Raw genomic sequence first — 24,358 nt, forward strand, 5'->3', positions numbered from 1 at the left:
AGTAAATGAAATTACTGATTAACTGATATTCGCCCACCTCGGTGAGCGAAAACTTTAGTATTGCTTATTGACTCAAGGAAGGCTCATATGTGTTAAGCACACTCCAACACAAGCTCCAATGATGTGTCATGCAGCTTCTCTAGCTCGTCGCTCCAAAGTCCTTTTTCCTTAAGGATTTCTACTAACTTAGTGTAACTTGGCTCGCAGTGTAAAACAGTCGCTGCAGTTGCGGAGTACGATGAACACGGCTGGCACTCTAAAAGTAAGCCCTCAATGCCTCCAAGTAGTATATTTTTTGATCGCGTTGTTTTACCCCTTTTCAGCCAGACTTGATATCTGTCATGAGCATCTCTGATAGAAGATAAAACTTGTTCGCCAATTTCAAAGCGTTTAAATACAGCCCTTTCTGAGTGATTTAGGTTAAGCACATCGATTGTATTTTTACCTACGTTCGTCTTATCAGTTAATCTATATAATTTAAAACCCAAGTGAGATTTCGGATCAATTAAGAAAGGATTTATAATAGGCTCAGCCAACACATCATGAGCACCCTTAGCGCCGTTACATCGTTTACAAGAAGGCAGGAGATTGTCCCAGATCACGACTTTTTCTGGGTTCGAGCCCTTATCTTCAAAATGTTCAACCTCCATATAATTACTCTCAGCATTGAGCTTGCATTCGCAATATGCGCATTTGCTAGAACTACTTAAAAGTAATGCATCTTTAATCTTTTCATGATTCCACACATTGTTCCCGGTATCTTTAAATAGTACTGTCAAACGTTCAACTGTTTCATCATTTAGGTAATCAGGCGCCTCTGATTTATTCAGCTTTATCAATTGCAACCCCCTTAATTGAAGCAAGCTGAAATTTCAGCATCTTTCTCATATGATTGTTTGGGTGAAGCATAGAGTCTAAAGAATCATATGCACTCAATGCAGCATCATAATTTTCTTTTTCGATAGCAGACTCAAACCTTACAATAGTGTCTGTAAAAAGATTAGTTCTCAAGTCACACATCCCCATCACGTCCATTAGGACTTCTTCTATTGTCCAGCCTTTAAATCCATGGTTGGTACTAGGTAAAGGGCGTTGAGTTGCCTTGCCGTCAACTCCTTCAATGGCAATTATTTGTTTAGGTTGTGCGGATTGAATTATATGAGGGCTGTGAGTTGTACAGATAAATTGAGCCTTTGGAAAAATCTCTGTAAGAACAGAAGCTATTATGGCCTGCCACTCAGGGTGCAAATGAAGTTCAACTTCGTCAACCAAGATGATTCCATCGAAATCTTTCGCTTTTATTTGCGGATCGGAAAATCTAAATTCAATCTCTTTTATTATTCCAAATATTATTGAGAGACATGATTTAAATCCTGATGACAAGTATTCATAATAAATTTCACCACTTGGAGTATTAACCAATATTTCATTAGTTGAAGCGTCGACTCGACTAAATTTAAATTCTTGGTTTAATACCGAAAAGCTATCCCTGGCTAGTTCATAGTTAGCTATTTGAATCGCTGTTAATGTTCCATGAGGGGAATAAAGGTACCGATTAACCAACCAGTTTTTTACATCATTCAACTTGACGCCGGCTATAGCTTCTCCCCACGTGCTTCCTTGTAGTTTTTCAGTATCTTTACCCACAGCCTGAAGAGCTTGATACTCGAAGGTCCTATTTATTTTTAGTGAAAGCAACTTTGTCGAAAGGTCATTGAGTCCATGTATTTCGGCCTGCTGGCTAGGCACAAATTCTGTAAATTCGACATTTGACACTCTTTCATCGCCATCAATGTCAACTTTTGCGAAAATATGGCTTTTTTCACACTTAGCATTACGCTTGAGTATGTTTGTTCTTCCACTTGAAAATGTATGAGCAACTGACTCAAGAATAGTCGTTTTCCCAATTCCATTCGGCCCACATATAATATTCATCTTAGGATCTAGGATTAAATCAAGGCTTTCTATCCCGCCAACACCAGTTATATTTATTTCTTTAATCCACATATTTATTCCTAATTTCACATGCCAAAGGCGTCTACAAGTTGTGGGCCACTCGGCCGCTTAACGCTTGTTTAAATTGTGAGGCTGCCTTTCAGCCGAATCTAATTTCTATGAGCCGTCATCCATTGCGAATACGCAAATCTGTCGCCTATTGATAGCCTGTATAATTCCTCTATACGAGCGCTCATCATGAAAGAATTCAACTTCTTTATCCAATAGCTTAGGGGAATGTCCCTCGAGGTCGCCTCAAAATCCGAACATTAGTTCGTTGTCATTTTCGGTTGGCTCTGATTCTAACCAGCATGAAACTGTAAGTTTATTAATGTCAAAATCGAAACTAACACATATGTAGCGCATGTTTTTCGAGACATTTCCTAACAAGGAGGTCTGACTCAAAATCATCAACTCTTGCTTATTCATTTGGACTCATAACAGCTTATTCTATTCAGCAAACCACAAGTAATGAATCCATATTCACCGAGATAGATCTAATTATTAAAAATAATAAATAGGTTACTGGCTTCCGTATCATTTGCCAACTTTATTATTTCCACGAAACGAATTTAGTATATCTATGAGCAATTCTCTTTTTATCATAACGTTACCGAAACATAAAGCGAAGTAAGAGTAACTGTCTGACAAATAACTACTTGTGCATGTAGTTTAAAACTAGTAGTTTTCAAGGAGGAATAAATGAGTCACCAAGAAAAAACAAAGCTTATATGGCAAGTATGATCAAAATTGAGGTCGCTGTATTATTCAATGGAATTGAGTTGCTTAATCTGGGTTACTTTATTATCGTAACACCAAGTCATTTCTATCATTCCTTCGTCACTTTTCCTTTTGACTTCATTTGTTTGAGCCAACTCAACAAAACCCAGTTTTTTATAAAAACACCTGGCGCTAGTATTATTCGAAGTAACTTGAAGCCTTACTTCTGTATGACCTACGGATAAAGCATGGTCTAATAATGTTTTTATTAATGCTTTACCAACCCCCTGCTCTCGAGCGGCTGGTTTAACCCACATGGAGACAATCTCATACGTCTCTTTCTTGTCTAGAATGCCAACTAAACCAATTGCATTTTTATAGTCATAAGCGATTAAAAATTGAGAGCCAAGCTTACCAGCCGCCAAAAGCTTCCACTCTTTATCAGTGAGGTTATTGGCCTCTTCATATGAAATGCAAAATGCATCAGGAGAGTCTAAAAGTGATTCTAGCCTTATGGATTTAAGAGACTCCCATTGACTCTCATTTATTTCTTCAATATTCATTATTTTATTTAGCCCGCCAAGCTTCGACTATGAAAACCGATCTTTCCACTTACCACCGTGCTCTATCAAACAGTTTTCTTCAGTATCAAAGCTTATCTGCCGACGTATATCTTTTAGTTTAATATCGATAGTTATCAGCTTTTCCTGAATAAGTGCACACATAGCATCTTGATTTGTTTTAACCAGATTTTCGTTAGTATCATAAACACAAACAATCAATAGGGACTCTGGAAACTGATTGTAATTCACAAAGTGGGTTAGCCATTGAAAACCGGCGTACTGTTCCAATGCAATATCACAGGCTTCGGTTAATACGCTCCTAATGGCATTATCTATTTTTTTATCGGTCTTTCTCATAGTAGGAATTAGCAACTCATTAATCTTTACAGTGCAACTTTATTGACAAGTTCCATTGTCATTATTCGACTCACCATCAGTGAACTCGCCTCCAGAGTCAAGACAATGATCTATTGCAAGTTGAAGTTGCACATAGTCGTACACAAAGTAAATGCCCCATCCAACCATACCAATAAACATTAAGCCGACTAGAATAACTAAAACGCCATCAGGATCCACATCTTTAGAAAACATGCGGCAAATTAAATAGCCCGAGCCTTTTATGATTAATTCTATGACAACTTCAATAAAGAGACGACCTATAAACTTAAAAATTCCTCCAAGCAGCTCTCCTGCTATTTCACCAACGGGCATCTTTTTCCTTTTGAATCGGTTTTGCTTGATTAGTCATGTTTAAAAATCTATTAAATATTCGATGATAAACACGCTCTAAGTTTACCGCCAAATGCCATCATCATGATACAACACCAATAGATCCGCCGCAGCTTTCACCAGGCTCTGTAAATAGTGAGAGGTGTTATGACTTTGCTGTTCTGGCGAATTAGACTTAACCACCTCATCAGTATCCTTATTTCCAGAAATATTACTAACCGTCTTCTGCTTAACAGATACTTTCTGTGATTGTTGTCTGTTTTCCATTGGCTGTTGTTTACGTAATTTTTGCGCGATAAATAAATATTTACGACTGAAACCCAATAAAGCTTCGCGGGCAGAAGATGCTTGTTGATAAGGTATATGCCCAATGGGTAAATCACCATTAATAAACCAGGCTGTCTTTGTGTTTTGCATCTCTTGGTAGCTTATTTGCCACACCGATAGCACCGGTTGAAGTTGACGAGATTGCAGCTCACTGATGTGGCACACACGCCAACTACGCTTTTGGCAGTAATCGACTATTTCAATTATTTGAGACTGGCACCAGGGACTGAATCGAGCCAGGTCTAATGACGAAATGACATCGTTTGGGTGACTCGATTGCTCGGGCGTCATAAGTTACACCTTTTTTAAGCTGCTTTTGTATTGATCGATTTTACGAGTATAGACGCTGGCGCTGTTTTCTAACGCCTGTTTTTCATCATTGGTGAGATCTCTGACGACTTTTCCCGGATTGCCCATAACCAGCACACCGGATGGTATCTCTTTGCCTTCGGTGATTAAGGTATTGGCACCTATTAAGGTATGAGAGCCAATGCTCGCGCCATTAAGAATCACAGAGTTAATACCGATAAGGCTGTAATCCCCTATGCTGCAACCGTGTAGCATTACCTTGTGCCCTACCGTCACGCCCTTGCCGACTTTAAGTTTTAAACCCGGATCGGTATGCAGTACCGAGTTGTCCTGAATATTAGTGTTGTCACCAATAATAATGTCGTCAGTGTCGCCGCGGATCACCGCATTAAACCAGACGCTGACATGTTGCCCAAGGGTTACCCGGCCAATAATATCGGCGCTTTCAGCGATAAAGCTGCTATTAAAATCGATTTTAGGTGCAATATTATCTATTGAATAAATCATTATAACTCCCGTTAAAAACCAGTAAATTAATGCATTGCACAAGGCGTCAAAAAGACCAAACTCATCAGACCAGACAAGCAGCCATTATTCCATGAAAATACCGCTTCTTTCATTAAAAGGCACTTAAATGTGGTTAAAAATACGTCAATCGATAAAATTAAGCTAGAGATTTAAATGTCACAGTGGTAAGGTTGCGCCACCTCAGAAAGGGGGTAACTTTTGAGCGTTTTTTAGACAGTATTAATGCAGTTGATTGGTTACAAAAAAGCTTGATGAATCGATTGAGCATTCATCGCCGTTACCTCCCACAAGACCAGTCTGACAAATTTATTATATTTAAGCGAGGTTACATCAATGGATATATTGAAAGAATTAGGTATTGAAAGCGTAAATTCTGGCGCTTCACTCTCCAGCAACGAATGGAGCACTACCTCCGATCAAGGTGTTATTGAGTCCATCAACCCAGCGACAGGTGAAGTGATTGCGTCTGTTAACGCCGCTTCCGAGCAAGATTACGAAACCATCATTGAGCGCGCAGAAGAAGCCTTCAAAGTATGGCGCATGACAACTGCCCCACAACGTGGTGAAGTAGTACGTCAAATAGGTAATGCGTTACGTGAACATAAAGACGCCCTGGGCAGCCTCGTTTCTATGGAAATGGGTAAAATTAAAGCCGAAGGTGACGGTGAAGTTCAAGAAATGATCGATATGGCCGATTTTGCCGTAGGTCAATCGCGCATGCTTTACGGTAACACCATGCACTCTGAGCGTCCTGAACACCGTATGTACGAACAATGGCACCCACTGGGTATCGTTGGCGTTATTTCTGCATTTAACTTTCCGGTAGCCGTATGGTCCTGGAACGCTTTTGTTGCAGCGGTATGCGGTAACGTAACCGTATGGAAACCATCACCAAAGACGCCTTTAACAGCTATCGCTGTACAAAATATTTGTAACAAAGTCCTTAAAGACAATGGCTTCCCAGAAGTGTTCTACACCTTTGTTGACGGTACCGATAACAAGCTGGCTGACAAAATAATCAACGATACCCGTGTTAAGAAATTATCCTTCACCGGTTCCAGCGTTGTTGGAAAAATGGTTGGTGTTAAAGTTGCCGAGCGAATGGGCAAATGCCTGTTAGAGCTTTCCGGTAACAATGCTTTGATCATCGATGAGTCTGCCGATCTGGATAACGCTATTCCATCATCCGCATTTGGTGCGGTAGGTACTGGCGGTCAGCGTTGTACCACCACTCGCCGTTTAATAGTGCATGAAAACATTGCCGATAAAGTTATCGAATCAATGGTTGGTGCTTACGGTCAGGTGAAAATTGGTAACCCACTGGATAACGATACGCTGATGGGTCCTCTGATTGACGACGTTGCTGTTAAAAACTTTGAAAAAGCCGTTGCTGACGCAGTAGAGCAAGGCGGCGAAGTACTTTATGGCGGTAAAGCCATTGAAGGTAAAGGTCACTTTGTTGAGCCAACGATTATTCGTGCCGAAAACCATTGGCCGGCCGTGCAAAACGAAACCTTTGCACCAATCGTTTACATAATGACATTTAAAACCATCGAAGAAGCCATCGAAATGAACAACTCTGTTCGTCAGGGCTTATCGGCGGCCATGTTCAGCATGAACATGCGTAACATCGAAAAATTCTTATCCGCTGCTGGCAGCGACACTGGTATTGCCAACATTAACATCGGTACTTCCGGTGCTGAAATTGGTGGTGCGTTCGGTGGTGAAAAAGAAACCGGTGGTGGTCGTGAAGCCGGTTCTGATGCATGGAAAGCTTACATGCGTCGTCAAACCAATACGATTTTCTGGGGTGAAAAACCCGCTCTTGCACAAGGCATTGAGTTTAACCTCGGTTAATAAGAAGTATTTAAGGGGAGTCGCTCACAGACTCCCCTGTTCGTTCCATTACTAGGAGACATGTTATGGCAGTTTTTAATCTGCGTGCTTACGATGATCACGAACAGGTAGTTTTCTGTAGTGATAGCGAATCTGGCCTAAAAGCCATTATTGCTATCCACAGCACTGCTCTGGGCCCTGCTACAGGGGGTTGTCGTATGTGGGAATACAACTCGGACGAAGGCGCACTTATTGACGCGTTACGTCTATCACGGGGTATGACCTACAAAAATGCAATGGCTGGATTAAACATGGGTGGCGGTAAGTCCGTCATCATCGGCAATCCTCGAACCATGAAGTCGGAAGAACTTTTTCGGGCGTTTGGTCGATTTGTTGATAATCTAAAAGGACGTTACGTTACCGCCGAAGACGTCGGGATCACCCCAGCTGACATGGCAATGGTTCATAAAGAAACCAATCATGTTTTGGGTCTTGAAGGTAAAAGTGGCGATCCTTCTCCGGTAACCGCTTATGGTGTTTACATGGGTATGAAAGCAGCGGTTAAACATCGACTGGGCCGAGAGTCTTTAGACGGTGTAAAAATAGCTGTTCAAGGTCTTGGTCATGTAGGTCAGTACTTATGCGAACATTTAAGTAATGAAGGCGCAAAACTGCTGGTCACTGATATCAATAAAGAATCTATCGATACTGTTGTGTCCAAGTGTGGCGCTATCGCTATTGATAAAGATGAAATTTACGAGCAAGACGTTGATGTTTATGCCCCTTGTGCATTAGGCGCAACTTTGAATGATGTGACCATCCCTAAGATCCGCGCAAAAGTGATTGCTGGTGCTGCTAATAATCAGTTAGCCGAAGATCGTCATGGTGATGAGTTGAAAAAACGTGGCATTTTGTACACGCCAGATTACATCTTAAACGCTGGCGGCATTATTAATGTCTCGTTTGAAGAAAAATACGATCGTGATGCTGCACTTCGCAAAGTGGATGAAATTTACAATACACTGGAAGAAGTTTTTGCGACTGCTGAAAAGCAGGACAAAACCACCAATGTGGTTGCTGATGAGTTAGCTCGTAAGCGAGTTGCTGAGGCAAAAAAGCAATAGTTATTTGAAGTATTAAATGCTTCGATCAAAAACGGCGGATTTATCCGCCGTTTTTTTATCTCTAATTAATTTACTCAAGTTCTAAGTTACAAGCCGTAAATAAAACCCTCTTAATCTCTCATTCACTTTTACGTAAATACATTTTTCATTCAAACAATATTTATCAATTATTTAATTCGCTGCTTTTTCTAACGTATCATCAATGAATAATGCAGGATCGAGTCGTTGGTTATGCCAGTTAATACGCCAGTCCAGATGCGGCCCTGTGGCTCGGCCACTTTGACCTATGGTTGCCATCAGTTCACCCTGTTTAATCTCCTGACCAACGGTGACGTGTATTTTATCCAGATGCAAATAGGTGGAGGTTAAACCATGGCCGTGATCAAGAATAACCGTGGCGCCGGAATAAAACATATCGGGATGTGCCACCCGTACAATACCACTGAGCGGTGCAATAACTGGCGTGCCCACCGGCGCTGCTATATCCTGCCCATAATGTGGGCGCTTAGGCTCACCATTTAACACACGCTGTGAGCCATAGACACCACTGATTCGACCTTTTGCCGGATAAATAAATGGATGCAAAAAGTAATTTAATGAAGACTCCATGGCACGTCCCTTCTTAATTTCCCGCACATCTTCAGCAATTCGTTTTAACACCGCTGCAGATTTGGGGTTTACTTTTGACGGTGGTAAACCGTCGATGCGCTCTATTTTCCATTGCCGCTTGCGAATATTAAATTGAACAGATTCCGTCGTATTTGAGTGTGTTAACTTCAGCGTGGCTGTGTCAGGAAAATCTCGACCGAAACCAATAATAAACTGCCGCTGTGAATTAACGACCAGGTTACGGTCAAGAAACTCAACTTGAGTACCCGCTTTAACCTGGCCAATTAAAAAGCCCCCCTGAACCAATTTCGATTGCAATACGGTTAAGGGGCTTTGTGTTGTTTTATTAGCAACACTCGACGCTGCAGAAACTGACTTTACAGTATTGGCGCTGACAGGCTGTATTAAAATTAAGCTAACCAGTAGTCCTGTTAAAAAGGGTAATGGCCGTAGATAATTTGTGATTATTTGTGTCATAACATAGTTACCGAATACTATTACTTGGTTTACTTTAGTTGGATATTAATCAGAGGTTACTTAGTTGTATAGTTTGATTGTATAGTTTGGCTGAAAGTTAAGCTTTAACGCTATACGCAAGAAAATAAGTCTGCTTATCAGACAATCGAGCTATAAGTTTAATGTTTATAATAAAACACATTACCTTTATGGCATTGAATGTGCAATATTCACACTCGGATCCTTAGTAACTTCCCTACCAGATAAGTCATCTTTGTTATAATCCTGTTTAGCCTGAACCGTCAGGCATGTAATATCGTGTTACAAACAGAATTCGACCAATGCAACAGGGTTTCTCATAATCAATCTATGAAAACACTTTCCAGTTCCAGCTTTTCGTCCTGCCTGCTAAGTTTATCCATATTGCTGACACTGCCTGTTTCAGCATTCGATAGCGACAGAATCATTACGTCCGTACAATCGCCCGATCGACTTGAAAAAGATTTGGAGCGCGATATTAATCGTAAACCAGAACAGGTATTAAATTTCTTTGATATTCGCCCCGGAATGACCGTGCTGGATATTTTCTCTGGTGGCGGTTATTACACAGAATTGCTCTCTTACGCTGTTGGTTCAGAAGGTAAAGTGATATCCCATAATAACAAGGCGTATATTAAGTACGTCGCTGAGACACTGGAAAAGCGATACTACAATAATCGACTGCCCAATGTTAAACGAATTGAGGCCGAAGCCAATGATTTAAGCTTGCCGGCAAACAGTGTTGACGTCGCGTTTTTAATTTTGGCCTACCACGATATTTACTATTCACCTAAGAAAGGTAGCTGGCCAAAAATTGATCGCAAAGTATTTTTAAACAACATTTATCAGTCTTTAAAACCGGGGGGTATTCTGGCGATTATTGATCACCATGCCGAACCCGATTCACCAACTACAACCGGGCACGATTTGCACCGAATTTCTGTCAATACGGTGATTACTCAAGTTAAAGAAGCTGGATTTAAATTGCACGAGCGTGCTTACTTTCTCGAAAATGACGAGGATATTTTAACCAAACATATGTACGCGCCTAAATTGCGCGGCAAAACCAGTCGGTTTGTTTTAAAGTTTCTCAAACCACTTGATGTGGTAAAGCAGCTGGTCGATGAGCGAAATATTCCCTGATAATTCACTAAGCAACATTGTAAATCGTATAAACATAAAAAAGCCGCAATCACTTGCGGCTTTTTCAATTGATATTGGCACTAATATTTATTGTTGAGCTTCTCTTTGTTCAATAAATTCTATCGCTTTGGCAATGCGCTCTAAAGTACGTTGTTGACCTATAAGATGCAAAGTTGTATCGAGGTTTGGAGACTGGCCTGCGCCTGTGACAGCCACTCGAAGTGGCATCCCCACTTTACCCATACCTATGGATAATTCGGACACCGTATCATCAATTGCTTGTTGAATGGTTTCTGGCTGCCAATCGGTTAATCCAGACAATTTGGATTGAACATGCATTAACGGTTCTTTAGCAACCGGACGAAGGTGTTTTTTTGCTGCCTTTTCATCGTAGCTTTCAAAGTCATGATAAAAATAACCCACACTATTTACCAGCTCACTTAAAGTATTAACCCGATCAGCAAACACAGGAATTAAACGTTCAATAGCTGGGCCATTACTGACGTCCAGTTGTTGATGATCAATGTGCCACTGCAGCTCTTTTGTTACCTCTTCAACCGGTAATGTTTTCATGTAATGCTGATTCAACCAGTTTAATTTTTCAGTATTGAAAGCCGAAGCAGCCCGGTTAATATCATGAATATCAAATAACGACTTCATTTCTTCTAATGTGAAAATTTCCTGATCACCGTGTGACCAACCCAGTCTGATCAAATAATTTAAAACCGCTTGTCGCAAGTAGCCATTATCCCGAAACTGCATCACACTTACGGCACCGTGACGTTTAGACAATTTTTTGCCATCATCACCTAAAATCATCGGCACATGGGCATATTCAGGAGGTGTTGCGCCCAGAGCTTGAAAAATATTGATCTGCCGTGGCGTATTATTGACGTGATCATCGCCCCTGATCACCTGAGTGATCTTCATATCCCAGTCATCAACAACCACGGTAAAGTTATAGGTTGGACTGCCATCGGTACGAGCAATAATCAAGTCATCCAGTTCCTGATTGGCAAATGTGATAGTGCCTTTGACGGCATCGTCCCAACTCACACTCCCCTCTTGAGGATTAGCGAATCGAATCACATGAGGTTGATTTTGATCTTGTTCAGATTCTGACAGGCGACGACATTTACCATCGTAACGGGGCTTTTGTTTATCGGCCATCTGTTGTTCACGTAACGCTTCCAGCCGTTCTTTTGAACAGTAGCAGCGGTAAGCTTTGCCTTCCGTCAACAGCTGTTGGGTAACCTGGGTATAACGATCAAATCGATCGGTTTGAAAAATCGGTCCCTGTGTGTGCTCTAAACCCAACCAGTTCATACCATCGATTATGGCTTGCACGGCAGCGTCTGTTGAGCGCTCCCGATCGGTATCTTCCACTCGTAGCACAAACTCGCCATTGTGTTTTTGAGCATGAAGCCAACTGTAAAGTGCGGTTCTGGCACCACCAACGTGTAAATAGCCGGTAGGACTGGGGGCAAATCGGGTAACAACTGACATGGGTTAATTTATCCTGAACAAATGAAGCAGCTATTTTATCAACCTGTTGTGATTAATTAAACGGAGCCGGATCGATAAATCGTAAAAAATATGTAATTTTTCATTGACCGCAAGATAAATGTTTCATAGAATGCGCCCCGTTCTGACGGAGTGGGCGCTTAGCTCAGTTGGGAGAGCATCGCCCTTACAAGGCGAGGGTCACTGGTTCGAGCCCAGTAGCGCCCACCACTCCGGTCTTTCTCCCCTATTCTTAGTATTAAACATTCTTGCTTCAATCCAACCTGTTTTTAATCCTTATTCAGCGATATAATTCCTTTAATTCAAGCGATAATTCCAAGTCTGACATTTTTAGTAAAAATATATTCTATTGATGTAAGTCTAGTAATTGGCATCGATATTTATTCTGCCGGATAAAAGCATTCAGGTTGTTTACACATTCATCTTTGAACCATCGCTTATAAACATTTGATTGTATATTCTGGTACTGTGTTATTTTTACGGGCAGTGCCACACTAGAGTTGTTTATAGACGTCATGAAAAAATCAAAACGCAGTGTATTTAAAACTCAAAAAAAGCGTTCGTTTATTAGCCGGTTTATCCGCAGGTTTATAGCGATAACCTTAACTCTGGCGGTCATCGTCAGCTTTGTCATTTACTATGTATTGTCGTCGTCTTTACCGCAATACGATGGTGAAGTTGAAATCGACAGCCTGTCGCAGCCGGTCACTATAAAGCGGGATGCTTTAGGCACCGCCAGCATCAAGGCTCAAAACCGCCAGGACCTTGCCTTTTCACTAGGCTGGTTACATGCACAGGAACGATTTTTTCAGATGGACTTATTACGACGGCGTGCTGCGGGTGAGCTATCTGAAATTATTGGTCCGGCGACTCTACCTGCCGACAAAAAAGTTCGCATGCATCGTTTTCGTCACAGAGCTGAACAAATTCTTAACTACCTTTCCGATGAGCACCGCTCTCTATTAGATGCTTACACCCAAGGGGTTAACACAGGATTAAATGCTCTCGATACCAGTCCATTTGAATATTGGTTACTGCAAACTGAACCCCAACCTTGGCAAGCAGCTGATACATTACTAGTGGTTTACTCCATGTATCTAACTCTGCAGGACAGTGGTGTTGAACGGGAACGCGTTTTAACCTCAGCCTTTAATAACCTCGATGAAACAGTTTTTAATTTTTTATTGCCGAAAGGTTCGGTATTTGATGCGCCAATAAATCCTATGGATGTTATGCAACAAACACCGAAGCCAAGTTTACAGATACCGGATACTGTTAATCATCAAGAATCAGCCGTAGAGAAAAATTCTAAGGCTGATAATGATGCTAAACCTGGCAGTAATAACTTTGCCATAGCCGGCAGTCGCTCCCAATACCGTTCTGCCATTATTGCAGGTGATATGCACTTAAGCCATGGTGTACCTAATATCTGGTTTAAAGCAAACTTAAGTTATAAACATAAAGAGCAAGCTATACAGTTAAGCGGAGTAACGTTACCAGGGACGCCACTTTTAATTTCTGGAACCAACAATAAAATTGCCTGGGCGTTTACCAATAGTTATGGTGATTATTCCGATGTTATTTCTGTAACGACAAGCTCAGATAAACCCGGTCAATATAAACACAACAGTAATTGGTACAATTTTCACTACGCCAATGAAATTATTAATATCAAAGGTCAACCAAGCCAGACATTAAAAGTAAAAGAAACCATTTTTGGCCCTGTGCTGCAGCAAGCCAATAATCAGGCACACAGTTTTTTATGGGTTGCCCACGATAGCAAAGCCGTAAATTTAAACTTAATGAATTTTGAGCAGGCAACCTCAGTGGAACAAGCCATTGAGCTGGCAAAGAATGTTTCTATTCCAGCGCAAAATCTGGTTGTGGGTGATACTCAAGGTAACATCGGCTGGACAATTATTGGTCCGTTACCGGAGCGTGCCGATCAGACGGATCCTTACAAAACTATTCATCATGTTGATGGAAAAATACAATGGCTCTCTCCTCAACTTTATCCGCACGTTATTAATCCGGATAACAATGCATTGTGGACTGCAAACAGTCGTGTTGTTGATGGAGATGATCTTAAAAAAGTTGGCGACGGTGGTTATGCACTGGGTGTAAGAGCTAAATTAATTCGTGATAAATTAATTAAACTGGAAAATGCTAATGAGCGAGACTTGTTGGCAATACAACTGGATACGGATGCTGAACTTTATTGGCGATGGCGCGATCATCTTTTATCCGAATTGCAAAAGCAACCTTTTAAAAGTAACCAGCATCAGGAAGCCATCGATCTGATTAAACGATGGAATGGCAAGTCGGATCGCGATCAAGCTGGATTCACATTAATAAGAGCCTATCGAAATCAGGTTAAAAACCAATTACTTTCTCCTCTGACAAAGCAACTGGACAAAGATGCCAAGTACAGTTTTAGTTTTTATTCCAGTCAATACGAGCAAACACTCTGGACTCTGATCACTGAACAGCCAAAGCAATATTTGCCGTCAGATTTTAAGGATTATTCATCCCTGTTTAACGCTGCTTTTGATAAAGTTATTGATCGTTACACCTCAAATCACCAACAACTAAGCGATCAAGTATGGGGAATACATAATCAGTTGAGTATCAAGCACCCGATTAGTCAGGCGGTGCCTGTGCTAGGTGTATTTTTAGATAGAAAGCCATACCCAATGGCCGGAGATACCCACAGCCCTAGAGTACAAACACCTCGCTTTGGCGCATCACAACGAATGGTGATCGCACCTGGACATCCTGAGAGTGCAATTTTTCATATGCCAGGTGGCCAATCTGGTCACCCTCTCTCGCCGTTTTATGAAACAGGTTTTGATGACTGGGTCGAAGGCAAGGTGACTCCATTAACATCTACAAGTCCTATTCACACTTTACGATTGAAAGCGAAAACCCAATGACGACAGAAATTATACAAGCACTGGAAAAAATTGTTGGCACAGCACATGTGTTAACCAGTAAAGATGATACCCATGAGTACGGGCAAGACTGGAGTAAATTGTTTACGCCTGATGCTTTAGCGATTGTTCGTCCAGGCACTATTGATGAAGTACAGCTTATCGTTAAGTACGCCAATGAACACAAAATTGCGCTGGTTCCATCTGGTGGTAGAACCGGTTTAAGTGGTGGTGCTTGTGCAACAAATGGCGAGTTAGTGTTAAGCCTTGATCGATTAAATAAGATTTCCAAAGTTAATAAAGTTGATCAAACCGTGGTTTGTGAAGCTGGTGTTATCACCGAGCAATTGCAAAATACTGCCGAAGATAATGGGCTTTATTATCCGGTTGATTTTGCCTCAACCGGATCCAGCCAAATTGGCGGAAACATAGCAACCAATGCCGGCGGTATTAAAGTGATCCGCTGGGGTATGACTCGCGATTGGATTTTAGGCTTAAAAGTGGTTACGGCCAATGGTGATTTATTGAATTTAAATCAAGGCTTGATCAAAAACGCAACAGGTTATGATTTGCGCCATTTATTTATAGGCAGTGAAGGCACACTAGGCATTATTGTGGAAGCCACCATAAAATTAACACGTCCACCAAAAGATCTGACGGTAATGGTACTGGGTTTATCCGAGCTAAGCGACGTGTACCCGGTTATGGAAACCTTTCAACAGCAACTTAATTTAACCGCATTTGAGTTTTTCTCTGACAAAGCACTTAATAAAGTATTAAGTCATCATGACTTACCAAAACCCTTTGACTCCCCGGCTGAATACTATGTACTTATTGAATTTGAAAACGAATCGGAGCAAACCAGTGAAACGGCTTTTTCGGCGTTTGAACAAGTGCTCGAAAATGGCCATGTTGTGGATGGCGTAATAAGCCAGAGTGAAACGCAAGCGCAACAATTATGGGCACTAAGAGAACGCATATCCGAATCCATCAGTCATGAAATACCGTATAAAAATGATATTTCGGTCACGCCAAGTAATGTTGCCAGTTTTTTAGAGTCCATAAACACTATTGTGAAAGAAAAATACCCTGAGTTTGAAATTATATGGTTTGGTCATATTGGTGATGGTAATTTGCACTTAAATATTTTAAAACCCGCTTGCCTAGAGTTGGATGAATTTGTCGCAAAATGTAAGTCTGTAAATCCAAATATTTTTGAAACCATTCAGCAACTGGGTGGCAGTATCTCGGCAGAACATGGTGTTGGGCTTGTTAAGCGCGACTACCTTGAATATTCACGAAGCCATGAAGAAGTTCTTTTAATGAAACAGATCAAGCAGGTTTTTGATCCTAATAATATAATGAACCCGGGGAAACTGATTGCTTTGTAATAAATTAGACTTAAAGCAGTCCATTTAAACCTAACTGTTGAAACACTACAGTTTAAACACTACTGTTTAAAAACAACAGTGATATTGGCGGCCAAAGAGTATCTTAAGTACAATAGCGCCGCCTCTTTATTTGTAAACTGACCTTTTTGAGAAAGCCATGCTATTTCTGATTTTAAGCATTATGGTGTTAGCCATTGCCCCGTTTATGGCAAAAGTGTATGACAAATCGCCTCATTTTGAGGATACCTTGTCAGGCTTTTTGCTGATTGTATTGGGAGGCATTGTGTTGGCTGAGCTGATGCCGCTTTCTTACGCCAATGGCGGTTGGTTGAGCATTCCTCTTGCACTCTTGGGATTAACCGGACCTACCTTAATTGAGAAACTGTTTCATAAAGCCGCTGATGGCACACATCAAATTACCTTAATTATTGGTTTTAGTGGCTTGTTATTACACACCATGGTCGATGGCGCGTCACTGAATGAGTTTAAGTCGATTGATTCGGCATCTAAGTGGCTCCCCCTGGCCATTGTGCTACATAGGATCCCGGTTGCTTTATCAGTCCTCTGGATTATTCGTCCGGTATTCGGTTTTAAGGCAGTTTGGATGGCTTTGTCTGGATTGGCAGTGTTTACAGTGTTTGGTTATGTACTCGGTGTTCAGATGGAATCTGCCATGAATTCGAAAAGTTTTGCCTGGTTACAAGCTTTTGTTTCCGGTGCCTTAATGCATGTGCTGCTCCACCGACCAAGACGGGATCACCACCATCATAACCACCAATTAATGGAACAGTTTAAACACTGGGGCTTATTTCACTGGTTGGGCGTTGGGATTGGCGCCGTAACCTTAGGCATATTGGCGTATCTTCATTAACTCATAGTATTTGTGCAATAAATTAGCCGCTTAGAAATCCACCATGGTTTATGGTTAATTTACCCAAGCGGCCATAATAGTTATTTTAATTATCCATTTAATTTTCTATCAATTGACCTGACTCTAAAACACCGATGGTTTTAGCGCCTGAACGTCTCGGATCCGATGCACCGATAAAAGTTTTGCTGCTGGGATCAATGCCCACCGACTGGACACTGCCAGATGCACGAGAAGGTTGAACGTTATGCCCCATTGTCTGTAACAATCTAATCGTATCGGGTGAAAATCCTCCTTCGAGTAATAATCGATCCGGCATCCACTGGTGATGAAAACGTGGACGATGCGCTGCTTCGCTAATATTCAAATCAAAATCAATCACATTAATGATTTGATGCAATACAGTTGTGATAATACGACTGCCTCCGGGACTGCCAGTAATTAAAACCGGTATATTATCTTTTAAAACAAAGGTAGGCGTCATTGAGCTTAAAGGACGTTTACGAGGTTCAACGGCATTGGCTTTGCCCCCGATCAATCCAAATGCATTGGGCGTACCTGGCTTTGCAGAAAAATCATCCATCTCGTTATTCAAAAAGATTCCGGTGCCATCCACTATTTTTCCTGAACCAAAGCTAAAATTTAAGGTGTATGTGTTGGTCACTATATTGCCCCAACGATCAATGACTGAAAAATGGGTGGTTTGTGGGCTTTCGTTACCAGAAAATTCTGTGGCAGAAATTTCACTGGAAGGTGTTGCTTCGGTTAAATTAATTTTTTTTGCTAACTGTTTGGCATAAGATTTAGAGGTTAAAGTTTCCATAGGCACAGGATAAAAGTCAGGATCGCCCAAATGTTTGCTTCGATCAGCGTAAATACGTTTAAACACTTCAGTTAAAAGATGAATGTGTTGAGCACTGCCCCAGCCAGCATCCTTTAAATTAAAGTTTTCCAAAATATTCAACGTCTGAATAACATGAACTCCGCCTGAACTGGGCGGTGGCATCGAAACCACTTTATAACCACGGTAAGTACCAGTAACCGCTTCCCGCTCTTTAACTTCATAATTGGCAAGATCTTGTTTTGTAATGAGTCCTTGATTTTTCGTCATGTACTCTACAAATTTATCCGCGACAGAACCTTTATAAAAAGCATCGCTGCCTTGCTGTTGGATTTGCTTTAACGACCAGGCCAAATCTGGAAATTTTATTAGCTCACCTGGCTGATAACTGTCACCCTGAGATTTAAAGTAAATTCGGGCAACTTCTTTATCATTAATTAAACGTTTTTTTCGCGCATTTAAAGAGTCCAGAAATGGGTAATCGGCAACAATCCCCTGCTCAGCTAATTTTACTGACGGCTCTAATATCACTTCTCTCTTCATAGTGCCGTAATGTTCTAGCGCATGAAGCAATCCGGCTACAGTACCTGGCACACCGGATGCTAAAGTGGTAAATCTGGATTTAGTGGCTGAAGCTTTACCATTATCGTTTAAAAACATGTCTTCGGTTGCTTGTGAAGGCGCCATTTCTCTATAATCAATTGCGATGGTTTTATCTTCTTTTGCAAGATATATAAGCATAAAACCACCACCACCAAGGTTTCCAGCTTTGGGCAAAGTTACTGCTTTTGCAAATCCAAGTGCGACTGCCGCATCAATGGCGTTACCACCATTTTTAAGAATATTAGCCGCTACTTTGGAAGCTCTAAACTCTTGCGAGGCAACCATGCCGCCATTAGATTTTATCGGGTAGTTAACCGAGTCACCTTCAATAATGGCATCTTTCTCAGCAGCAAAGACGCTCATGAAAAAAGTAAGCGATAATAAGGTAAATAAATATTTCACGACTTCTCCTTAGTGAAAAACTCTTTCAAGTTGGTCACCGTTATAAATTTTTCATCGAGTAATACATCGATCCCTTGAGAAACTTTCTTTTCAAACTCTGTTGGATGATGATCGATTGAACTAGTGATAGCATAAGCACCAGTTACGTTTCTTTGTTTTGAATAATAAAGAAAATCAATTGCCAGATATGCACTGGTCAAACGGTTCACTAAATAAGACTTTGATTCAACAACTGGTGTAGGAACTAGCGCAATATTAAAATCAAACTTTAAAAGCCTGCCATTTCCACAGTCAAAAGAGCGTTGATTTAAAAGCCTGAAAAAATTATAAACTCTTTGCTTGGTTTCTTCGAAACTCAATGAGTCGAGCATAATAAATGTAGAATCATCCCAGCGAGCAATCAGGTCATCGCCCGATACATAGTCACTGATCAGCTCACATAACTCCGAAATAGACGATTCTATGTTTGCTTTATACTCAGTTTTTAATAGCTTCTCATAATTAGAAATAGAAAAGGCTATAAAACAACCACCCGGCGGCTTGGTATTGTTTTTCTTAAAAAAATCATCTTCATTAGCAATAACTTCTTCAAAAAACGACTTTTTAAAGAATTGTGAAAGCTTATCTTTTTTACTGTATTCAATAACTTTATTTTCATAATACTTAACTTTTTCTTCTACTTCATTTAGCGACCTTAAAAATTCTTCACCTTTATCTTTTGATGACTCAAGTTCAAAACGCAGTTGCTTTATATACTCTCTATTATCTTCAAGCTCCAGCTTTATTAATTCGCTTCGTTTATTTAACCTTAACAACCACCAATAAATCATACCGCCTATCAAAAAAATCAAAGTAGAAATATAGATTAAAATTGCTGTTTTAGACTGCCAAAAATTATCTTTAACTTCTATTGCTAACAAATTAAATGTATCCCCCCAATTACTATTCCTTTGTTTAACTTGCATCTCAAGCAAATAATCACCAGCATGTAATCCAAACAAGTTAATAATTCGAGTATCGTTCAGTTCAACCCAGTCAGAATTTAAGCCTGAAAGTCTATAACGATAAGCTTGGGAGCTTGCATTATGATAGTTTAGCGCCGATGTTTTAATGGTTAAAAAGTCCTCTTCATCCTTTAAATATACTGTCGGAAAAGACTCACTATTTACGTCAACTGACTTATTGTTTTTCATAACCTCAATCAACTTCACGCTCGGATTTAACTGCTTAGACACCAAGTCGTCAGGGTAAAAAGAAGTAACACCGTTAACACCTCCAAATAAAATTTCCCCATCAGAACTTTTATGGCTGGCCCAAACATTAAACTCATTGCTTTGCAGCCCATCTTTAACAGTAAAGTGCTTAGTTGTGTTATTGGCTGAATTGAATAAAATGATGCCAAAAGAAGTGCTTAACCATAATGAATCATCACTACCAGACTGAATTCCGTAAATAGAGTCATTTACGATTCCATCAGACTCTGTAAACTGTTGAAAAGAGCTTTCTGCTATATTGCCTCTATTTAAATTAAGCTTATTTAAACCATCTCCTGTTCCTATCCACAAGACACCTTGTGTGTCTTCATAGATAACTTGAATATAGTTATTACTTATACTCTTGGCGTTGTCTAACTCAGCTGTAAATAAATACTCAGTATCATCTTCAGGTTTAAACGCTGCAAGTCCGCTATCAGTACCTACCCAGATAAGTCCTTCGACATCTTCGTATAATGCATTAATTAAAAAGTCTTGAGTGTTTAAAATTGAATTTAATCGCTTGGTGTAATCAACAACATGATACTTCTGGTTACTAGTAAGCTTCCCTTTAACACCCTGAATTTTTACAAGGCCAGATTGCAAACCAATCCAAAGTTCACCGTTTCGATCTTCTGTAATCGATAACGCAGTTTCGTCTAACAAAGGATTATGAAGTCGAATTATTTCATTGTTATCCGGGTTAAGCGTATAAACTCCGTTTAATGTTGTAATCCATAAATTATCGTATATATCGAAATGTAGATCTGTTATTAAAGCATTGGATAAGATTTGAGAGTCGGTCGAACTTTGTATTTTTACTAGTGTGGTTCGAGTAGAATCAATTTTAAATAATCCACTTCCGTAGCTGCCAATCCAAATATTGCCCAATAAGTCAGTTGTAACACTATGAATCATATTGGTGGCTTTTAACTCACTTGCATCTTTTCGTGTAAAGTAATGGTTAAACATTTCATTACTTTTATTCCATATATGAAAGCCACTGTCATATGTAGCTATCCATATCAAACCTTGAGTATCCTCATAAAAAGCAAGAATATCATTTGAGAGTAAGCCGTTTTTATCAATAAGATTTTTTTTATAACGAGTAAAGCTATCAATATCTTGTTCATAGACATTAAGCCCATCTGATGTACCTATCCAGACACGATCGGTTGAGTCCACAAATACAGATTGAACATGATTACTTGATAACTTACCTTCTCCATCAACTGAATACTTGTAATGCCTATAATTTTCGTTTAATAAATTATACCGAATAACGCCATTATGAGTTCCTATCCAGAGGGTGTCTTTTTTATTTGAACTAATAGAAGAAATAGGAAAATCATCAGCTTTAAGCTCTTTAATGCATCGTTCTTTTAGTTCCTGGTTGATTAGATCTAAACTAAATAAACAGCCTTCTTGTCCAAAGTACAGACTTGAACCTATTGAGTGCAACCCACTTATATTGCGATTGCGAATTATTTTTTTTAAGTTCAACTCTTTATTGTAATCAACTAATAATTGTTCATTTGGATTAAACAGTAGTAATTGACCGTTTACAATGACCCACAATCTACTATAGATATCTTCAACCATTACAGAGACATAATAACTGCTTAATGGTTTTTCTACGGGTACTGAAATAAATTTATTGTCATTAGTTTTATAAGCCAGGCCTTTATCCGTGCCAACCCAAAGTCTTCCTTTAGAGTCGGTGAGCAGACTAGATATTTGATTGTCAGGTAATGTGTATTTTTCTTTGCTGTTTCGTTTGTATACTTTAAATTGATAGCCATCGAATCGATTAAGCCCTTCTTCTGTCCCTATCCAGATAAAGCCGTCGTCGGTTTGTGAAAAGGCTGTAACGGCACTCAAGGAGAGTCCATCATTAATCGAGTAATTACTTAAGTGGAGTTCAGGACTGATCTGTAAGCGTTTTAGTTCATCAGCCTGTAACCATGGAGCAATACAAAAGCCAAGCCATAAAAGAATATGGCTAACAACGCCTGATTTCAAAGGGCAAAGTTTACTGGCTTTTGTTTTTTTCTTTTGCAATGTTTACTCGTATTTCTGATAGTAAGTGCGGCCGAAACCCTTGTTTATCCTGATAAAACGCACGCAACCATTCAAAGTCCTTTTCGATATTGCCTGAAGGATGCAGCAGTGGGCCAAAGCCCGTCTGTTTTGTGCGCGTATCTAGAAAAACTAACTGTATCGGTACCTGAGCTTTTAGTGCGACACGATAAAACCCGGTTTTCCAATGATCTTTTTTGCTGCGAGTGCCCTCAGGAGACAAAGCAAATTTAAACTCATCCTTGCTGTGGAATTTTTCTACAATTTGATCCACAACATTTTTAGCTTTCGTTCGATTGACCGGCTCACCACCAATAGCGGTTAAAAACCAGCTGAGCGGCGGCCAGAAAAGTGTGTGTTTTCCAATAAAATTTGGCTTTAACCCACTTGCCCAGCGTACGAGCAACAATAAAATAACATCCCAGTTGGATGTGTGGGGGGCAAAAATTAGAACGTATTTGTCTAACGCTGGTTGTTCACCAACCAGCTTCCACCCCATTGCTTTTAATAACCATCGACTTAGGCTTTTCAATTGACAGGCCTATACATTGCCTTCGTTATGAATATCCATAACCATATCGACATCTTCTAGTGCGCCTGAAGATGACTTGGCCTCATCGTTACGTTCTTGCTCAAGTCTATCGAGGTATGCCTGATCAACATCGCCAGTGATATATTCGCCGGTAAAAACGGACGTATCAAATTGTTCGATATCTGCATTACCTTCTTTTACCGCTTCAATTAAGTCATCCAGATCCTGATATATCAGTTTGTCAGCACCAATAATCTTTTCAACTTCTTCGATGGTTTTATCATGAGCAACTAACTCCGATGCTGTTGGCATATCGATACCGTATACATTTGGGTACCGAACCGGTGGTGCAGCAGAAGCGAAATATACTTTTTTAGCGCCAGCCTCTCTTGCCATATCAACGATTTGATGGCTGGTTGTTCCCCGTACAATTGAATCATCCACTAACAAAACATTTTTGTCTTTAAACTCAAGTTCGATAGCATTAAGTTTTTTGCGAACCGATTTACGTCGCATCTGTTGACCCGGCATAATAAAGGTGCGGCCAATGTATCGATTCTTAACGAATCCATGACGCATTTTTAAATTTAAGCCATGTGCCAACTGCATGGCACTGGTGGTTGACGTGTCTGGAATTGGGATCACTACATCAATGTCATGATCAGCCCATTCACGTTGAATTTTTTCAGCCAGCTTCTCGCCCATTCGCAGTCGTGCTTTATACACAGACACATTGTCAATCATGGAGTCGGGACGAGCCAGATATACTTGTTCAAAGATACAAGGCGTTAACCGTGTGTTCTCGGCGCAAACTTTACTGTGCATGTTACCTTCAAAATCAACAAACACCAGCTCTCCGGGAGCGACATCTCTTATCAAATCAAAGCCAAGTGCATCAAGCGCTACGCTTTCAGACGCAGTCATGTATTCGGTCCCCTTATCAGTCTCTCGTTTACCTATGACCAATGGACGAATACCTGAAGCATCGCGAAAGCAAACCATACCAACACCTAAAATAAGTGCAACAGCTGCGTAGCCGCCTTTACACCGTTTGTAGACCTGGCGCCCTGCTTCAAAAATATCCTCTGCAACAGGCGATAATGAGGTCGATTTTTGTAGTTCATGGGCAAAAACATTGAGTAAAATTTCGGAGTCGGAACTGGTATTAATGTGGCGTCTATCCGTTTTATAGAGTTCCTGCTTAAGGGTTGCCGCGTTGGTAAGATTTCCGTTATGGGCTAAAGCGATGCCAAATGGGGAGTTTACATAAAATGGCTGAGCTTCGGCAGAGCTTGAGCAACCAGCGGTTGGATAGCGAACATGGCCTATACCAACGTGGCCTGCCAGCCGATGCATATGGCGTGTTTGAAAAACATCGCGTACCAGGCCATTGGCCTTACGCATAAACATACGTCCTTCATTAAGAGTTACCATTCCAGCGGCATCCTGCCCACGATGCTGCAACACTGTAAGCGCATCGTATATATTTTGATTAACAGGATATTTACCGACTATACCAACTATACCGCACATAATAATTAAGCCTTAAGTAACGTA

The 24,358-nt window shown here is 40.5% G+C and carries 20 protein-coding genes and 1 tRNA gene; 7 read left to right on the forward strand and 14 right to left on the reverse strand.

Annotation, left to right across the window (positions count from 1 at the left end; all coding sequences use genetic code 11):
* Window positions 1-92 precede the first annotated feature (92 nt).
* The 8 genes from C8D97_RS11350 to C8D97_RS11380 form a co-directional block, all read right to left on the reverse strand.
* Window positions 93-839: an HNH endonuclease family protein gene (locus tag C8D97_RS11350; protein WP_109763901.1), complete on the reverse strand. Its 747-nt coding sequence runs from the start codon at window positions 837-839 to the stop codon at window positions 93-95.
* Window positions 823-2,007: an AAA family ATPase gene (locus tag C8D97_RS11355; RefSeq protein WP_109763902.1), complete on the reverse strand. Its 1,185-nt coding sequence runs from the start codon at window positions 2,005-2,007 to the stop codon at window positions 823-825. Before C8D97_RS11355 ends, C8D97_RS11350 begins: the two co-directional genes overlap by 17 nt.
* A 243-nt stretch (window positions 2,008-2,250) precedes the next feature.
* Complete coding sequence (locus C8D97_RS18625) at window positions 2,251-2,424, reverse strand: MafI2 family immunity protein (RefSeq protein ID WP_483428596.1); 174 nt, start codon at window positions 2,422-2,424, stop codon at window positions 2,251-2,253.
* Window positions 2,425-2,759: 335 nt separating this feature from the next.
* Window positions 2,760-3,278: a GNAT family N-acetyltransferase gene (locus C8D97_RS11360; protein ID WP_109763903.1), complete on the reverse strand. Its 519-nt coding sequence runs from the start codon at window positions 3,276-3,278 to the stop codon at window positions 2,760-2,762.
* 27 nt (window positions 3,279-3,305) lie between these two features.
* Window positions 3,306-3,635 carry a hypothetical protein gene (locus C8D97_RS11365; RefSeq protein WP_109763904.1) on the reverse strand — a complete coding sequence of 110 codons (330 nt, stop codon included), beginning with the start codon at window positions 3,633-3,635 and terminating at the stop codon, window positions 3,306-3,308.
* Window positions 3,636-3,674: 39 nt separating this feature from the next.
* On the reverse strand, window positions 3,675-3,989 hold the full coding sequence (locus C8D97_RS11370; RefSeq protein ID WP_109763905.1) for a hypothetical protein: 315 nt from the start codon (window positions 3,987-3,989) through the stop codon (window positions 3,675-3,677).
* Window positions 3,990-4,070: 81 nt separating this feature from the next.
* The gene (locus C8D97_RS11375) at window positions 4,071-4,625 is read right to left on the reverse strand and encodes a DUF4826 family protein (protein ID WP_109763906.1); all 555 of its coding nucleotides are present in this window, start codon (window positions 4,623-4,625) and stop codon (window positions 4,071-4,073) included.
* Window positions 4,626-4,628: 3 nt separating this feature from the next.
* Window positions 4,629-5,150 carry a gamma carbonic anhydrase family protein gene (locus C8D97_RS11380; protein ID WP_109763907.1) on the reverse strand — a complete coding sequence of 174 codons (522 nt, stop codon included), beginning with the start codon at window positions 5,148-5,150 and terminating at the stop codon, window positions 4,629-4,631.
* Between the two features lie 354 nt (window positions 5,151-5,504).
* On the opposite strand from C8D97_RS11380, the gene amaB reads away from it, so the two are divergent.
* Together amaB and C8D97_RS11390 are read left to right on the forward strand one after the other, a co-directional pair.
* Window positions 5,505-7,028 (forward strand): L-piperidine-6-carboxylate dehydrogenase, encoded by a 1,524-nt coding sequence (amaB, locus tag C8D97_RS11385; protein ID WP_109763908.1) that lies wholly within the window; start codon window positions 5,505-5,507, stop codon window positions 7,026-7,028.
* A gap of 65 nt (window positions 7,029-7,093) precedes the next feature.
* A complete protein-coding gene (locus C8D97_RS11390; protein WP_109763909.1) occupies window positions 7,094-8,131 on the forward strand; it encodes a Glu/Leu/Phe/Val family dehydrogenase in 1,038 nt (345 codons plus the stop codon).
* A 171-nt stretch (window positions 8,132-8,302) separates the two neighbouring features.
* Here the strand turns inward: C8D97_RS11390 and C8D97_RS11395 are convergent, their stop codons facing one another.
* A complete protein-coding gene (locus tag C8D97_RS11395) occupies window positions 8,303-9,217 on the reverse strand; it encodes a M23 family metallopeptidase (protein WP_109763910.1) in 915 nt (304 codons plus the stop codon).
* Between the two features lie 348 nt (window positions 9,218-9,565).
* On the opposite strand from C8D97_RS11395, the gene C8D97_RS11400 reads away from it, so the two are divergent.
* Complete coding sequence (locus C8D97_RS11400; RefSeq protein ID WP_109763911.1) at window positions 9,566-10,378, forward strand: class I SAM-dependent methyltransferase; 813 nt, start codon at window positions 9,566-9,568, stop codon at window positions 10,376-10,378.
* 87 nt (window positions 10,379-10,465) lie between these two features.
* Here the strand turns inward: C8D97_RS11400 and gltX are convergent, their stop codons facing one another.
* The gene (gltX, locus tag C8D97_RS11405) at window positions 10,466-11,884 is read right to left on the reverse strand and encodes a glutamate--tRNA ligase (protein WP_109763912.1); all 1,419 of its coding nucleotides are present in this window, start codon (window positions 11,882-11,884) and stop codon (window positions 10,466-10,468) included.
* A gap of 152 nt (window positions 11,885-12,036) precedes the next feature.
* On the opposite strand from gltX, the gene C8D97_RS11410 reads away from it, so the two are divergent.
* The 4 genes from C8D97_RS11410 to C8D97_RS11425 all read left to right on the forward strand — a co-directional run bounded on the left by C8D97_RS11410 (window position 12,037) and on the right by C8D97_RS11425 (window position 17,094).
* Window positions 12,037-12,112, forward strand: a tRNA-Val gene (locus tag C8D97_RS11410).
* A 305-nt stretch (window positions 12,113-12,417) separates the two neighbouring features.
* Window positions 12,418-14,835 carry a penicillin acylase family protein gene (locus tag C8D97_RS11415; protein WP_109763913.1) on the forward strand — a complete coding sequence of 806 codons (2,418 nt, stop codon included), beginning with the start codon at window positions 12,418-12,420 and terminating at the stop codon, window positions 14,833-14,835.
* Window positions 14,832-16,223 carry an FAD-binding oxidoreductase gene (locus tag C8D97_RS11420; RefSeq protein WP_109763914.1) on the forward strand — a complete coding sequence of 464 codons (1,392 nt, stop codon included), beginning with the start codon at window positions 14,832-14,834 and terminating at the stop codon, window positions 16,221-16,223. The genes C8D97_RS11415 and C8D97_RS11420 overlap by 4 nt, the downstream gene beginning before the upstream one ends.
* 157 nt (window positions 16,224-16,380) lie before the next feature.
* Window positions 16,381-17,094: a hypothetical protein gene (locus tag C8D97_RS11425; RefSeq protein WP_109763915.1), complete on the forward strand. Its 714-nt coding sequence runs from the start codon at window positions 16,381-16,383 to the stop codon at window positions 17,092-17,094.
* Between the two features lie 97 nt (window positions 17,095-17,191).
* Here C8D97_RS11425 and ggt read toward each other — a convergent pair whose 3' ends face one another.
* From ggt to purF, 4 genes are read right to left on the reverse strand one after another with little or no spacing between them, the layout of a single operon-like run.
* Window positions 17,192-18,937: a gamma-glutamyltransferase gene (gene ggt / locus C8D97_RS11430; protein ID WP_245411439.1), complete on the reverse strand. Its 1,746-nt coding sequence runs from the start codon at window positions 18,935-18,937 to the stop codon at window positions 17,192-17,194.
* Complete coding sequence (locus C8D97_RS11435) at window positions 18,934-22,251, reverse strand: ligand-binding sensor domain-containing protein (RefSeq protein WP_109763916.1); 3,318 nt, start codon at window positions 22,249-22,251, stop codon at window positions 18,934-18,936. The genes ggt and C8D97_RS11435 overlap by 4 nt, the downstream gene beginning before the upstream one ends.
* Entirely contained in the window at window positions 22,223-22,801 is a 579-nt protein-coding gene (locus C8D97_RS11440; RefSeq protein WP_109763917.1) for a lysophospholipid acyltransferase family protein, read from the reverse strand. Before C8D97_RS11440 ends, C8D97_RS11435 begins: the two co-directional genes overlap by 29 nt.
* Before the next feature lie 9 nt (window positions 22,802-22,810).
* Window positions 22,811-24,334: an amidophosphoribosyltransferase gene (purF, locus tag C8D97_RS11445; protein ID WP_109763918.1), complete on the reverse strand. Its 1,524-nt coding sequence runs from the start codon at window positions 24,332-24,334 to the stop codon at window positions 22,811-22,813.
* Window positions 24,335-24,358: the final 24 nt, after the last annotated feature.

The sequence above is a fragment of the Pleionea mediterranea genome (assembly GCF_003148745.1).
Taxonomy (GTDB): Bacteria; Pseudomonadota; Gammaproteobacteria; order Enterobacterales; family Kangiellaceae; genus Pleionea; species Pleionea mediterranea.

Excerpts from the sequence above, each read along its gene's own strand:
- C8D97_RS11355 (WP_109763902.1), bottom strand. The coding sequence starts at position 2,007 with ATGTGGATTAAAGAAATAAATATAACTGGTGTTGGCGGGATAGAAAGC.
- C8D97_RS18625 (WP_483428596.1), bottom strand. The coding sequence starts at position 2,424 with ATGAATAAGCAAGAGTTGATGATTTTGAGTCAGACCTCCTTGTTAGGA.
- C8D97_RS11360 (WP_109763903.1), bottom strand. The coding sequence starts at position 3,278 with ATGAATATTGAAGAAATAAATGAGAGTCAATGGGAGTCTCTTAAATCC.
- C8D97_RS11365 (WP_109763904.1), bottom strand. The coding sequence starts at position 3,635 with ATGAGAAAGACCGATAAAAAAATAGATAATGCCATTAGGAGCGTATTA.
- C8D97_RS11370 (WP_109763905.1), bottom strand. The coding sequence starts at position 3,989 with ATGCCCGTTGGTGAAATAGCAGGAGAGCTGCTTGGAGGAATTTTTAAG.
- C8D97_RS11375 (WP_109763906.1), bottom strand. The coding sequence starts at position 4,625 with ATGACGCCCGAGCAATCGAGTCACCCAAACGATGTCATTTCGTCATTA.
- C8D97_RS11380 (WP_109763907.1), bottom strand. The coding sequence starts at position 5,150 with ATGATTTATTCAATAGATAATATTGCACCTAAAATCGATTTTAATAGC.
- amaB (WP_109763908.1), top strand. The coding sequence starts at position 5,505 with ATGGATATATTGAAAGAATTAGGTATTGAAAGCGTAAATTCTGGCGCT.
- C8D97_RS11390 (WP_109763909.1), top strand. The coding sequence starts at position 7,094 with ATGGCAGTTTTTAATCTGCGTGCTTACGATGATCACGAACAGGTAGTT.
- C8D97_RS11395 (WP_109763910.1), bottom strand. The coding sequence starts at position 9,217 with ATGACACAAATAATCACAAATTATCTACGGCCATTACCCTTTTTAACA.
- C8D97_RS11400 (WP_109763911.1), top strand. The coding sequence starts at position 9,566 with ATGAAAACACTTTCCAGTTCCAGCTTTTCGTCCTGCCTGCTAAGTTTA.
- gltX (WP_109763912.1), bottom strand. The coding sequence starts at position 11,884 with ATGTCAGTTGTTACCCGATTTGCCCCCAGTCCTACCGGCTATTTACAC.
- C8D97_RS11415 (WP_109763913.1), top strand. The coding sequence starts at position 12,418 with ATGAAAAAATCAAAACGCAGTGTATTTAAAACTCAAAAAAAGCGTTCG.
- C8D97_RS11420 (WP_109763914.1), top strand. The coding sequence starts at position 14,832 with ATGACGACAGAAATTATACAAGCACTGGAAAAAATTGTTGGCACAGCA.
- C8D97_RS11425 (WP_109763915.1), top strand. The coding sequence starts at position 16,381 with ATGCTATTTCTGATTTTAAGCATTATGGTGTTAGCCATTGCCCCGTTT.
- purF (WP_109763918.1), bottom strand. The coding sequence starts at position 24,334 with ATGTGCGGTATAGTTGGTATAGTCGGTAAATATCCTGTTAATCAAAAT.